The following is a 13,508-nucleotide window of genomic DNA, read 5'->3' as shown; positions in this document are numbered from 1 at the left end:
CCCCCCGGGGGGGGGTCACACCCACGACCCCAGCAGCATGTGCCACCGCCAGAACTCGTAGGACACCACCCACCCCACCCACACAGGCCACCAAACCACCGCGAACGCTACGGCCGATGCAACTACCACGCCAACCAGGACCACACCACCACGGCGTACAGTTCCGGAGGGCACAGCCGTCCAGTGCTGGACGACAGGTGACAACTTCCCCGGCACCCGCAGCGGCCACCCCGGACCGGCCACCACCGGGTCGTCCCGCTGTCCAGAACCAGGCGCCACACCCCTATCGGCGCTGGCCGCTGTGCCAGGCCCGCTGGGGTCAGCTGCCTTGTCCTGTCCGCTACAGTCCCGCCCACGGGCGTGCCCGTCGTCAGCCTCGGCCTGGAGAGCACCAGAGGACAGCCGTGCCCGGCTGCCGGGCCACCGCCATGTCGTCCTGGCGAACAGGCCACTTCCTCCTTCAGCGGCGGTAGGCGGCGTCCCCGGGCGCGGAGGAAGCAGGCCCGAGGCCATGCCCAGCCCCAGCACCAGCACCAGCACCACAAAGGGTACGAAGGCTACCGTGTAGAAGGTGAAGATGGTGCGGTCGGGGTACTGGAACCACGGCACGTACAGGCCCAGGTAGCCAGCGAGCGGGACCCAGGCGCGCCAGTCGCGGCCGACGGTCGCCAGGAGGACCACGGCGACTAGCGCCACGCAGGCGGCCCACCATATCGGGATGTTGCCGATGGAGGTGATGGCTTGGACGCACCGCTGCGATCCGCAGCCCTGTCCTGCCATCTCCTCCTCGCCAACCCAGTAGAACGAGGTCGGTCGCAGCTGCAGCAGCCATCCTGCGGGGCGGGACTGGTAGGGGTGCTCGGAGTCCAGGCCCACGTGAAAGGTGTACATGGACAGGTGGTACTCCACCAGGTCGTTGAGGGCGTCAGGCAACCAGGACCGTGCCGTTCCCCCTACCGCTCGCTGCTGCGCGGCCCAGCCGTGCTTGTAGGCGCTGTCGTGCGTGAACCACGACCACCACATGAGGAGGTAGACTGCGGCGGCCGTGGGGACAAGACGGATAAAGTCACCGATCCCGCGTGCAATGGTTCCCTCCAGGAACCACGCCTTCGCCTGCACCTTCCTCAGGGCCTGGGTGTCCCACACCACGACCATGACTCCCACAACCGCCAGCAGGTACAGGCCGGACCACTTGATGGAGCAGGTCAGCCCCAGTGCCGCTCCTGCTGCCCACAACCAGGGGCGCGCGTGCGCGCGAGGAGCGAGGTGGCCAGCGCCCGTGCCGGCAAGGTCCCGGGCCAGCCTCGCCCGGGACCACTGGCGGTCGCGCACCACGCAGTACATCGTGAGGGTCGCGAACAGGCCCACGAAGACGTCCAGCAGCCCGATCCTGGACTCGGTGAGGGCGACCCCGTCGATGGCCAGCAGCAGCCCCGCCAGCCCCGTCAGGACCGGGGAGCCGGTCAGGCGGAATGTCAGACGGGCCAGGAGTACAACGGTGAGGATGCCAGCGATCGCGGGGACAATCCTCCAACCTACCGCAGACTCGGGTCCAAGGACCTGCATACCCAGGCCGATCAGCCACTTGCCGAGCTGGGGGTGGACAACGAAGCTGGGCTCTGTCGACATACCGGAGAAGTCCCCCGCCGCGAACAGCTCGTCCGACCCTTCAGCCCACTGCGCCTCGTAGCCCACGGTCCACAAGGCGTAGGCGTCCTTGACGTAGTAGATCTCGTCAAACATGAGGCTGCTGGGGTGAGCCAGCCCGACAAGCCTGAGCAGGGCGGCAACGAGCCCGGCCACCCCGGTCGCCACCCAGCCTCGGACCCGGACGGCCCGGGGAGCCGTCCACCCCACGGGCTCAAGCCCCAGCGCGGCGCGGAGGTCGTCCTCAGTGCGATGGCCGTCCGCGAGGCTGCCGGGAGGAGCTGGGGCCACAGCCCCCTCGGTGCCAGACGGGGGTGGGCTGGCCGCGTCCCGCAGGTCGGCTCCAGGCGTTTCTGCCTGTGTGTCGGCAGCCTTGTCGGGGGACGACGTACTCGCTGTGGTCACTCCGCGAGTCTAGGGGGGCGGTCATACTGGCCCCATGGATGACCGCACCTTCTCCGCTGGCAGCGTTTCCGGTGCCCCGGGGCCCGAGAGGGCTCAGGAGGACCTCGCCGAGCCTGCCAGGTGTGCCCTGTCGGCCCCGGCCTGCGAGCGGAGACGGGACGGTGCCGTGGTGCCGGTCGGCGATCCTGGCGTATCAACGGCCTCCGGGCCGCAGCCGGGGACTATCACCCTGGCCGCGACCCCGATCGGTCATGTGGACGACGCCTCCCCACGACTGCGCAGCCACCTGGAGGGGGCGGACCTTGTCGCTGCGGAGGACACGCGACGCCTGACAAACCTGATGCGGCGACTAGGCGTGGTTCCCAGGGGGCGGGTGGTCTCCTTCCACGAGCACAACGAGTGTGCTCGTGCCGCCGACCTTGTCTCTGCCGCCCAGGAGGGACGCAGCGTCGTCGTGGTCTCGGACGCGGGTATGCCTGCGGTCTCGGACCCGGGCTACCGTCTTGTCACGGCAGCAGCCCAGGTCGGTGTCCCAGTTACTGTGCTTCCCGGCCCCTCAGCGGTGCTCACCGCCCTGGTGCTGTCGGGGCTACCGACCGACCGCTTCTGCTTCGAGGGCTTCCTGCCCCGCAAGGACAGCGAGCGGCGCCGGGTGCTGCACGCCCTCGCGGCCCAGACGCGCACCATGGTCTTCTTCGAGTCGCCTCGTCGGGTCGGCACCACCTTGCAGGTCATGGCCGAGGTCCTCGGTACCGACCGGCCCGCCGCCCTGTGCCGGGAGATGACCAAGACGTTCGAGGAGGTGCTCCGGGCAGGGCTGGGCGATCTCGCGAGGCTCGCTGCTGACGGTGTCCGGGGGGAGGTCGTTCTTGTGGTTGCTGGCGCCCGGCCCCCGGTGGCTGACGCCCAGGCGGCGGCCCGCGAGGCTCTTGCCCTGGCAGACAACGGTACGCGGCTCAGGGAGGCGGCAGCCCAGGTCGCCGGGGCAGCCGGGCTGCGTCCCAACGAGGTCTACCGTGCCGCGCTGGCCCAGCGGGGTCACTGAGCGCGCCAGGCCAGTCAGCCTCGGGACCACCCCCCTTGGCCGTGTCCGCCCTGGTACCTGCCGTAGTAGGAGCCTGTGCCCTGGGCGGGAGGCGAGGCCGTTGGCGAGGCTCCGGCAGGAGGCTGCTGCGCGTCCGTGGCTGGTGACGTGGGTGATGAGGTCGGCACGGCGCGGCCGCTGCTGGTTCCTGGGGGAAGGCTGTAGCCCTGCCCGGGCGCTGTGTGTGCCGCGTAGCCAGTACTGGCCGTCTGCGTGTGTGCGTAGGTCCCGGGCTGTGCAGCCACTGGCGGGGCGGCGGCAGCGGGGGTGGTGGCCGGGGGCTGGGAGCTCCGGCTGCTGCGGCGCCTGGTGAGCCAGATCAGGCCGCCGACGGCCATGACAAGGCCAGCCGTGCCGATCAGCGCGGTGACCACCTGTGCGACCAGGACACCCCCAATGAGCCGGAAGACGTCGCTCACGCTTGTCGTCAAGCCAATATAGACCTCCTGCTCGGTGCTGCTGGTACAGGTGATGGTGTAGTCGCCGGCCTCATTGGTGACGAAGGTCGCGAACAGGGTGTGGTTGTTGACGGTGACGGTGCCGGTGATGTTCGTGCTGACGCTGACGTCGTCATCGTGTGGTGAGGCCACCCGGCAGCTCGGGGTGGACCCAGAGTCGTCGTAGTACAGGCCGTAGGTGGTGTTGCCCTCTAGCTTGGCCTGCATCTCGTAGCCCGTGCTGAGCTGGCTGAGCGACGCCGCACTGGCGACGGGACGCAGGCTGGCGTAAAGGAAGAGGGCGGCACCCAGGAGCAGGAGGAGGATCCCTGCTACCAGCAGGACCACCGGCCCCCGTAGCGACCTGGAGGACGCGTCGCCTCCGGGTCCAGACGGTACAGGCGACGGCCCCGGGGATGTCGTCGCGTAGGGGAGGGGCTGACCTGCGGGGCCGTAGCCGTAGCCAGGCACCGCGCCAGGGGTGCTGGCAGGACCGGGGTGGCTGGAGCCCGTGCCAGGGCCGTGGCCAGCCGGGTAGGGCGAGGGGCCTGGCGGCTGAGATCCTGGGAACTGAGTCATGACTGGCCTTCGTGATGCTGCGTGGACTCGTGAGAAGGACCGGGGCACTGCCGACGCGGGGCTGGCGGCGCTGGCGGCGGTGACGACAGCGCCGCAACACTGGACGGCAGTGCGCACGCTCCGACCAGGGCCACCATAGCGTCAGACCTGCGTGCCTGTCCTTCCGTGTCCTGCAACGCCGTGACGTCGTCCACGGTGTCCACAGCGGGCTTGTCAACCACGGTCGAGCCTGGCGCGAGCAGATAAGGTGACCCCATGACCCACATCCTGTCCGCAGTCGCCTGGCCTTACGCCAACGGCCCGCGCCACATCGGCCACGTCGCCGGCTTCGGAGTCCCCTCCGACGTCTTCTCCCGGTACATGCGCATGGCGGGTCACGACGTGCTCATGGTGTCGGGCACGGACGAGCACGGCACCCCGATCCTCGTCGCTGCCGACGAGGAGGGGGTCAGCGCCCGTGAGCTGGCGGACCGCAACAACCGTCTCATCGTCGAGGACCTGGTGGCCCTGGGCCTGTCCTACGACCTGTTCACCCGTACCACGGCAGGCAACCACTACCGGGTGGTGCAGGACATGTTCCGAACGGTGCGGGACAACGGCTACATGGTTCAGAAGGTCACCCGCTCGGCCATCTCCCCCTCCACGGGCCGTACCCTGCCGGACCGCTACATTGAGGGGACCTGTCCTATCTGTGGCTCCTCCCGGGCCAGGGGCGACCAGTGCGACTCCTGCGGCAACCAGCTGGACCCCACCGACCTGGTCAGCCCGCGCTCGCGGATCAACGGGGAGGTGCCTGAGTTCGTGGAGTCCACCCACTGGTTCCTGGATCTGCCCGCCCTGGCCTCCTCCCTGGGGGCCTGGCTGGAGGAGCGCGCGGCCTCGGGGACCTGGAGGCCCAACGTCATCCGGTTCTCCCAGAACCTTCTCGACGACGTGCGCCCCCGGGCTATGACGCGCGACATCGACTGGGGAATTCCTGTCCCGGGCTGGGAGGACCAGCCCACCAAGCGTCTCTACGTGTGGTTCGACGCCGTTATCGGCTACCTGTCGGCCTCTGTCGAGTGGGCCCGGCGCAGCGGGGACCCCGAGGCCTGGCGGGCATGGTGGAACGACCCTGCCGCCCTGTCCTACTACTTCATGGGCAAGGACAACATCGTCTTCCACTCCCAGATCTGGCCGGCCGAGCTCCTGGGCTACGACGGCGAGGGGGACCGCGGAGGAGCGGCCGGGGACCTGGGGACCCTGAACCTGCCCACCGAGGTGGTCTCCAGCGAGTTCCTCACCATGGAGGGCAGGAAGTTTTCCTCCAGTCACGGCATCGTTATCTACGTACGTGACTTCCTCCAGAGGTACCAGGCTGACGCCCTGCGCTACTTCATCTGCGCCGCCGGGCCGGAGACCGCCGACGCGGACTTCACCTGGGCGGAGTTCGTGCGCCGCACCAACGGGGAGCTGGTCGCGGGCTGGGGCAACCTGGTCAACCGCACCGCCTCCATGATCCACAAGCGCTTCGGGGCCGTCCCGGCCCCCGGAAGGCTCCAGGACGTGGACCGTGCCCTTCTTGACGCCGTCGAGGCCGGGTTCGCCACGGTGGGTGGCCTCATCGCCCGGCACCGCCAGAAGGCAGCCCTGGCAGAGGCGATGCGCCTGGTGGGTGAGGCGAACAAGTACGTGGCCGACACCCAGCCCTTCAAGCTCCGGGGGGAGGACGAGGAGACCCGGGAGCGGCTGGCCACCGTGCTCCACACGCTGGCCCAGGTCGTGGCCGACCTCAACCTCATGCTCTCACCCTTCCTTCCCCACGCAGCCAACGACATCGACAGGATCCTGGGCGGTGAGGGGACGGTGGCGCCTATGCCCCGTGCCGAGGAGGTCGACGAGCTGGACCCGGAGGTCCTGCCGGAGGCCCTTGCCGGACGCCAGGGCTACCCGGTGATCACCGGCGACTACACCGGCGCGCCGACATGGGGGCGCCACCAGGTCGTCGTGGGGGCGGAGGTCGCCAGGCCTGTGCCCGTGTTCACCAAGCTGGACGAGGCAGTCGTGGAGGAGGAGCTGGCTCGCTACGCAGCCCTGGTGCCTCCCGAGGCCGACGACGCCGGTGCCTGAGCAGGCAGACGGGAGCAGCCTGTGAGCCCCAGGAGAACAGATCGGTCGTGGCCACCCGCCGACGCCGTCGAGCCCCTGGCCCTGCCGGTCACGGACAACCACGCCCACCTGCCCGTGCCTGCGGACGTGAGCCTGCCCGGCGGTGCCCAGCCGGTGCGCGCCGACGAGCTGGTCGCCAGGGCGCAGGCCGTCGGGGTGACCAGGATCATCACCTCAGCCTGCGAGGTGCCGACCTGGAAGCCCTCGCTGTCCCTGGCCCAGGACCTGGCGGGCGTGCGGGTGGCCCTTGCCGTCCACCCCAATGAGGCCGTGGCCCACGCGGGCGTGCGCGAGGTCGGCCCTGACGGCCTGGAGCCGCGTACCAGCGCGCACCACGAGGAGCCGCTGGACGACGTCCTGGCCCGGCTGGAGCAGGTTGCGCGTACTCACCGCGACCTTGTGGTGGCGATCGGGGAGACCGGTCTGGACTACTTCCGCACCGGTCCGCGAGGGGCGCAGGCCCAGAAGGAGGCTTTCCGTGCCCACGTCGCCCTGGCCAAGGACCTCGACCTCCCGCTGCAGGTCCACGACCGTGACGCGCACGAGGACTGCGTGTCGCTCCTCCTGGCTGACGGGCCTCCCCGGCGCACGGTCTTCCACTGCTTCTCCGGCGGGACCTCGCTGGCGGCAGCCTGTGCGGACAACGGGTGGTACGTCTCGGTCGCGGGTCCGGTGACCTACCCCTCCAACGGGTGGCTGCGTGAGGCCTTGGCCACTGTCCCGGCGGAGCTGCTGCTGGTGGAGACCGACGCCCCCTACCTTCCGCCCAGGCAGTGGCGTGGTCGCCCCAACGGCTCCTACCTCATGGGTGCCACGGTGCGCTGTCTGGCCGAGCTGCGGGACAGTGACGAGGAGCGCATCTGCCAGCGTCTTCAGGAGACGACCCGGCTCGTCTACGGTACGTGGCCGGAGGCGGTGGTCTGAGCACGATGCCTTGCCACGATGCCTTTCGTGCTTTCCGTACCTCCCGTGCCTGCGGCTTCGTTGTCGGCACCGACGCTGCCGCGCCGGTGCCGACCCTGCTGCCGCTCACGAGGTGCTGCCACCGGGGCTGGCGGTGGCGCCATCAACTGCGTTGTCAGTGCTGCTGTCAGTGTTCTGTCAGTCGCGCCCCAGGGCGGGACCAGTTGAGACCTGCACCGTTTCTGTCGCACGTGAGCGGGAGGCGGGATGTGAGCAGATGCCGGGATGTGAGCAGATACATTGTCGTTTCCGCTGTTTGTCCGCTACCGTGGCCCGAGTTCGTCGAGCAAAGGAAGTCATATCGTGGGTCGTCACTCTCAGACAAGCTCTCTGAACACCACCCTGGTGGAGCTCGGTGCCCTGGCCTCCAGGGGCCTGACTCCCGCCAACGGGCACGGCAGGCGGCGCGCCGAGGGTCCTGCAAGCACCCCCTTCGCCCCCATGCTCTTCCGTGCCGGCGGTGTGGCTGCTGCCCTGTCGATCGCCGTCTCTGGTGGCGCGTACGCGGCTGTCTCCTCCCAGGGTGAGGAGGGCACCTCCGCCGACGGCGCCTTCGGTGCCCTGGGCGCGGAGGCGCCGACGCCTGCGGAGCAGGGAGGCGGCCAGGCTACCGTCGTGGAGGGGTCTGGTGCTGAGGTGTCGACGGTCACGGAGGAGGCTACTGAGGCTCACGGGACCGTGGAGCAGGAGACGGGTGACCTGCCTGAGGGTGAGAGGCGGGTGGTGACCGAGGGTGCTGACGGTGTGGTGCGTACGGTCTACCAGGTGACCACTGTTGACGGTGAGGAGGTCTCGCGTCAGGCGGTGTCCTCGGTGGTGGTCTCGGAGAAGGTTGACGAGGTGGTCCAGGTCGGCACCGGTGCGCAGGAGGCGGCCGAGCCTGCTGCCGACTCCTCCTCCGGCGGCTCCTCGGAGGAGCCTGCCCCGGGTGACTCCTCTGACACCTCCTCCAGCGGAGCCGGGGACGTGCAGGCTGCCGCCAGTGGGGGCACTGACCCTGCCAGCGCCCAGGCGATCGCGAAGTCGATGATGGCTGGCTACGGCTGGGACGACGCTGAGTTCTCCTGCCTGGTCAACCTGTGGAACCGTGAGTCCAACTGGAACTACCAGGCTCAGAACCCCTCCTCAGGCGCCTACGGCATCCCGCAGGCCCTGCCGGGCTCCAAGATGGCGGAGACTGGTTCGGACTGGCAGACCAACCCGGTGACTCAGATCACCTGGGGGCTGGGCTACATCTCTGGTCGGTACGGCACTCCCTGCTCCGCCTGGGCGCACTCGGAGTCTGTGGGCTGGTACTGACGAGTCCTCCAGGGTTGTGCGCGACAGGTTGCCCCTCTGCGGCCGGTCGGCTACGGTGACCCCCACCGTCAATGAAAGAGGGAGGGTCTCGTGGGTCGTCACCTGAAGAGCGTGTCCGAGAGCGACAGCCCTGACCGTGCGGACGCAGCCGTGGACTCGACGGCGAGTCGGCGTTCCGCCTGGCTGCGTGCGGGTGTCGCTGCTGCCGTCTTGTCGCTGGCCCTGTCTGGCGGCGCCTACGCGGCTGTGCGGGTGACTTCCGGAGGGTCCTCAGGGCAGGACACCTCGGCGGCGTCGCTGGGCGGTGAGGCTCACCCCTCTACCGCCCAGGGAGAGGGCGTCGTCGTGGAGGGGTCTGGTGCTGAGGTGTCGACGGTCACGGAGGAGGCTACTGAGGCTCACGGGACCGTGGAGCAGGAGACGGGTGACCTGCCTGAGGGTGAGAGGCGGGTGGTGACCGAGGGTGCTGACGGTGTGGTGCGTACGGTCTACCAGGTGACCACTGTTGACGGTGAGGAGGTCTCGCGTCAGGCGGTGTCCTCGGTGGTGGTCTCGGAGAAGGTTGACGAGGTGGTCCAGGTCGGCACCGGTGCGCAGGAGGCGGCCGAGCCCACCGCGTCCACCTCGGAGGACTCCTCCCCGTCCTCTGGTGGCTCCTCCGGGCAGGAGACCGAGGCGTCCCAGGAGCAGCCCTCAGACACCAGCGGCTCACAGGAAGGCTCGGAGGGCGCCGGCTCCGGGGGTGAGGCATCCTCCGGGTCCTCTGGCTCCTCGGAGGCAGGCTCTGACGACGTCTGGGCGGCGCTGGCCCAGTGCGAGTCCGGAGGAGACCCGACAGCAAACACTGGTAACGGCTATTACGGGATGTATCAGTTCTCGTTGAGCACCTGGCAGGCCTACGGTGGTTCCGGCCTGCCGTCAGAGGCCTCCGCTGCTGAGCAGACCGCTGTTGCCAAGCGGCTCCAGGCAGCGGCCGGATGGGGCCAGTGGCCCCACTGCGCCGCCCAGCTGGGGCTGCTCTGACCACGCGCGTGCCAGGAGTCGAAAGAGGCTGTCGGGAGACGGTGCACGCGGGCCAGCGCACATGCCAGGACTCCGGCCGGCAGGCGGGCAGGCTCCTCGGGCCGACTGAGGTCCGCAGCCTGTGCCGTGACCTGGGGATCCGTCCCGCCAAGGCCCTGGGCCAGAACTTCGTCCACGACGCCGGTACCGTGCGCCGCATCGTGCGTACCGCCGACGTGCAGAAGGGGGAGGCGACTCTTGAGGTGGGACCGGGACTGGGCTCCCTGACCCTGGCTCTCCTGGAGGCAGGCGCGCAGGTGGTCGCCGTTGAGGTTGATCCCGTGCTGGCCGGAGCGCTGCCGCAGACTGTGGCCAGCCACATGCCCTGGGCGTCCCACCGGCTGAAAGTCGTGACGATGGACGCGCTGAGCCTGAGCGGGCCCGAGCACCTGGAGGGCCTCCTGCCGACCCGGATGGTGGCCAACCTGCCCTACAACGTGGCAGTCCCCGTGCTGCTCACCGCTCTGGCCCGCCTACCGAGCCTGGAGACGCTGACGGTCATGGTCCAGGCGGAGGTCGCTGACCGTCTCGCCGCACTTCCGGGGTCGCGCACCTACGGCGCCCCGAGCGCCAAGGCCGCCTGGTACGCCTCGGTCCGTCGCGCAGGAGCCGTGTCCCGAGGTGTCTTCTGGCCGGTTCCCCGCGTCGACTCCGCGCTGGTCCACCTGCGGCGGCGGGAGCCTCCAGCCACCCGTGCCTCCCGGGATGAGGTCTTCGCCGTCATTGATGCTGCTTTTGCCCAGCGTCGTAAGACGCTGCGGCAGGCGCTGGCTCCCGTGGCGGGCAGCGCCGCTGGTGCCGAGTCGGCTCTTCGTGCCGCCGGTATCGACCCCGGTGACCGTGGTGAACGCCTAGATGTGATGGCCTTTGCCACTTTGACCCAGCACCTGCGCCGTGTCTGTGAGGAGCGTCCATGAGCCACCTGCGTCCTGTTTCCGGCCCGACAGGGTCCAGTCCCGCCCGCTCAGGCTCCGCCACCTCTGTGCGGGTGGAGGCGCCGGGGAAGGTCAACCTGTTCCTGTCCGTGGGAGCGCCCAGGAAGGACGGCTATCACCCGCTGGTGACCGTCTTCCAGGCGGTGCGTCTGATCGAGACGGTCACTGCCCGGCGCCAGTCGAGGCAGGCCCACGGCAGGGTGAGCCTGGTCCTGGAGGAGCCCGACGCCATGGTTCCCACCGACCACTCCAACCTGGCTGTCCGGGCGGCTGGCCTCCTAGCCGAGGCGACGGGGGTGACTGAGGGGGTTGACCTCCTGCTGCGCAAGCGTGTCCCTGTGGCCGGGGGCATGGCCGGGGGCTCGGCGGACGCGGCGGCGGCGCTGGTGGCCTGCAACGCGTTGTGGGGGACAGGCCTGGACGTCTCCGAGCTGACGGTCCTGGCGGCCCGCCTTGGCGCGGACGTCCCCTTCCCGCTCCTCGGGGCGACGGCGATCGGTCGTGGCCGAGGCGACACTGTGGCCCCTGTGATGACCCGTGGTACCTACCAGTGGGTGCTTGCCCTCCAGGAGAAGGGGCTGTCGACCCCGGAGGTCTTCGCGCGCTTCGATGAGCTGGGTGCTGCTGTCGGCACCCACCCGGTAGCCGAGGAGGTTCCCGGTCCTCTTACCGCAGCGCTGCGCAGCGGGGACCCTGTCGCCCTGGCTGCCACCATGCGCAACGACCTCCAGGACGCAGCGGTAGACCTGCGTCCCGAGCTCGCCGAGGTGATCAGGGTTGCCCAGGAGGCCGGTGCCCTGCGTGCCGTCGTCTCGGGGGCGGGACCAACGGTGGCGGCGCTCGTTCGTGACACCGGTGCTGCGCAGCGGGTCCACCGCGCGCTGCGCGCCTCAGGCCTGTGCTCGCGGGTGCTGCGTACTGACGCCCCGGTGGCTGGCGCACGGGTGGTGGGCTGATGGCGCACCTGCTGGGCACCGAGGGGCTTGAGATCTCCGTCGGGGGACGACGGCTGCTGGAGTCGGTCACGCTGGGAGTGGACGACGGCACGCGCGCCGGTGTCCTGGGGCCTAACGGTGCGGGCAAGTCGACGCTTCTGGCGGTCCTGGCTGGCAGGCGTGAGCCTGAGGCGGGACGCGTGACCCGGGCCGGGGGCGTGGAGCTGGTTGCGCTCAGCCAGACGGACTTCCTGGTACCAGGCACGACAGTGCGCCAGGCGGTCCACGGCAGCGTGCCCGACTATGAGTGGGCTTCACAGCCCTCGACGCGTGACATCCACTCGGGACTGTTGGCGGGTCTGGACCTGGACACTGAGGTGGACAGGCTCTCAGGAGGGCAGCGGCGTCGTGTCGCCCTGGCTGCCGTGCTGGCCTCACGGGCCGACGTCGTCATTCTGGACGAGCCGACCAACCACCTTGACGTGGAGGGGGTCAGCTGGCTGGCCCGTCACCTTGACAACCGCTTTGCTTCCAAGGGCAGACGACATGGGGGCCTGGTGGTCGTCACTCACGACCGCTGGTTCCTGGACGCGGTGTGCACCAGCATCTGGGACGTCGTCCCCGGTAGTGACCCGGGAGGAGGCAGGGCGCAGGTTCCCGGGCACGTCCAGACCTATGGCGGAGGCTACGGCGCCTACGTCCTGGCACGTGCGCAACGGGAGCAGCAGGCCGCTGCTGCTGCTGCCCGGCGACGGAGTCTCCTGCGCAAGGAGCTGGCCTGGCTGCGCCGTGGGGCGCCGGCCCGAACCTCCAAACCTCGCTTCCGCACGGAGGCTGCCGAGGCCCTCATCGCTGACGAGCCGCCGCCCCGGGACTCCGTACAGCTGACGGCCATGGCCTCGGCCAGGCTGGGCAGGAAGGTCGTCAACCTGGAGAGTGTCAGTGTCAGCTACCCCCGTCCAGGAGAGGGACGCCCAGGACAGGGGGACCCTGACGGCAGGCACCGCGTCCTGCACCAGGTGACATGGCGTCTGGCGCCCGGTGAGCGGGTTGGCGTGGTCGGGGCCAACGGCGCGGGAAAGACCACCTTGCTGCGACTGCTGGAGGGCGTGCAGCAGCCGGACCAGGGCAGCGTCGAGCGTGGCAGGACCGTCCAGGTTGCGGTGCTGTCGCAGTCCACCCACGAGCTCGACGCCCTGGCGGACATGACGGTGGTGGAGGCAGCGGCCTCTGTCGGCGAGCGGGTGGTGGTTCCAGGCGGCGGGGGGTCAGGCAGGGAGCTGACCGCCTCCCAGCTCGTTGAGCGCCTGGGCTTCACACGGCGGCGTGCCTGGACCCGGGTGCGTGACCTCAGCGGCGGAGAGCGAAGGCGGCTCCAGCTGCTCCGGCTCCTTATGGCGGAGCCCAACGTGCTCCTGCTGGACGAGCCCACCAACGACCTAGACACCGGCACCCTGGCTGCTGTGGAGGACGTTCTCGACTCCTTCCCGGGCACCCTGGTCGTTGTCTCCCACGACCGCTACCTTCTGGAACGTGTCACTGACCACCAGGTGGCGCTCCTGGGGGACGGGTCGCTGCGCAGCCTTCCCGGAGGCGTGGAGCAGTACCTGGAGCTGCGTCGCGATGGTGGCGGGACCCAGGACGGCCCGCGCGATGGTTCTCGTGGGCAGGTGGGGCCACGCCGTGACGGTGACGGTCGTGCTGGCACTCGGGGGAGACGCGGCGCGGCTGGCTCGGCCGACGGGTCAGAGGCATCCGACGGGGAGGTCCTCACCGGTGCCCGCCGTCGTGAGATGAGCAAGAGGCTGGCCCGTGTCGAGCGCAGGCTGGAGACGACGGCCGCTGACGTCCAGCGGCTCGGTGCGCGGATGGCTGAGCTCGCCTGTGACGCCTCCTCCGGGAAAGAGCTGGCCGAGCTGGGCAGGCAGCTGGCCCAGGCGGAGGAGAGCCGGGCCGCCCTGGAGGAGGAGTGGCTGGAGACGGCGCAGGCGCTGGAGGGGTGAGCAGGCAGGCC

The 13,508-nt window shown here is 69.9% G+C and carries 10 protein-coding genes; 8 read left to right on the top strand and 2 right to left on the bottom strand.

The genetic code is table 11. From position 1 onward, the window contains the following. Window positions 1-15 precede the first annotated feature (15 nt). On the bottom strand, window positions 16-2,052 hold the full coding sequence (locus CWS50_RS11075) for a dolichyl-phosphate-mannose--protein mannosyltransferase (protein WP_127842837.1): 2,037 nt from the start codon (window positions 2,050-2,052) through the stop codon (window positions 16-18). Between the two features lie 34 nt (window positions 2,053-2,086). Here CWS50_RS11075 and rsmI point away from each other — a divergent pair, with 34 nt between their 5' ends. Continuing rightward, a complete protein-coding gene (gene rsmI / locus CWS50_RS11070; protein ID WP_127842836.1) occupies window positions 2,087-3,097 on the top strand; it encodes a 16S rRNA (cytidine(1402)-2'-O)-methyltransferase in 1,011 nt (336 codons plus the stop codon). A 14-nt stretch (window positions 3,098-3,111) separates the two neighbouring features. Here rsmI and CWS50_RS11065 read toward each other — a convergent pair whose 3' ends face one another. Next, on the bottom strand, window positions 3,112-4,152 hold the full coding sequence (locus CWS50_RS11065; protein ID WP_127842835.1) for a hypothetical protein: 1,041 nt from the start codon (window positions 4,150-4,152) through the stop codon (window positions 3,112-3,114). A 255-nt stretch (window positions 4,153-4,407) separates the two neighbouring features. Between CWS50_RS11065 and metG the strand changes: the two genes are divergently transcribed. The 7 genes from metG (at window position 4,408) to CWS50_RS11030 (ending at window position 13,497) form a co-directional block, all read left to right on the top strand. Further along, window positions 4,408-6,261: a methionine--tRNA ligase gene (metG, locus tag CWS50_RS11060; protein WP_127842834.1), complete on the top strand. Its 1,854-nt coding sequence runs from the start codon at window positions 4,408-4,410 to the stop codon at window positions 6,259-6,261. A 21-nt stretch (window positions 6,262-6,282) separates the two neighbouring features. Beyond that, on the top strand, window positions 6,283-7,224 hold the full coding sequence (locus CWS50_RS11055; protein ID WP_127842833.1) for a TatD family hydrolase: 942 nt from the start codon (window positions 6,283-6,285) through the stop codon (window positions 7,222-7,224). A 342-nt stretch (window positions 7,225-7,566) separates the two neighbouring features. Further along, window positions 7,567-8,562 carry a G5 domain-containing protein gene (locus CWS50_RS11050; protein WP_127842832.1) on the top strand — a complete coding sequence of 332 codons (996 nt, stop codon included), beginning with the start codon at window positions 7,567-7,569 and terminating at the stop codon, window positions 8,560-8,562. 111 nt (window positions 8,563-8,673) lie between these two features. Next, on the top strand, window positions 8,674-9,585 hold the full coding sequence (locus tag CWS50_RS13865) for a resuscitation-promoting factor (RefSeq protein ID WP_279221953.1): 912 nt from the start codon (window positions 8,674-8,676) through the stop codon (window positions 9,583-9,585). Between the two features lie 41 nt (window positions 9,586-9,626). Then, a complete protein-coding gene (gene rsmA, locus CWS50_RS11040; protein ID WP_243118312.1) occupies window positions 9,627-10,541 on the top strand; it encodes a 16S rRNA (adenine(1518)-N(6)/adenine(1519)-N(6))-dimethyltransferase RsmA in 915 nt (304 codons plus the stop codon). Continuing rightward, the gene (locus CWS50_RS11035) at window positions 10,538-11,515 is read left to right on the top strand and encodes a 4-(cytidine 5'-diphospho)-2-C-methyl-D-erythritol kinase (RefSeq protein WP_127842829.1); all 978 of its coding nucleotides are present in this window, start codon (window positions 10,538-10,540) and stop codon (window positions 11,513-11,515) included. The genes rsmA and CWS50_RS11035 overlap by 4 nt, the downstream gene beginning before the upstream one ends. After that, window positions 11,515-13,497, top strand: coding sequence for an ABC-F family ATP-binding cassette domain-containing protein (locus CWS50_RS11030; protein WP_127842828.1), 1,983 nt, complete (start codon window positions 11,515-11,517; stop codon window positions 13,495-13,497). Before CWS50_RS11035 ends, CWS50_RS11030 begins: the two co-directional genes overlap by 1 nt. Window positions 13,498-13,508: the final 11 nt, after the last annotated feature.

It is taken from the genome of Actinomyces wuliandei (genome assembly GCF_004010955.1).
In the GTDB taxonomy this organism is placed as follows: domain Bacteria; phylum Actinomycetota; class Actinomycetes; order Actinomycetales; family Actinomycetaceae; genus Actinomyces; species Actinomyces wuliandei.
This window is presented reverse-complemented; position numbering and strand designations above follow the sequence as displayed.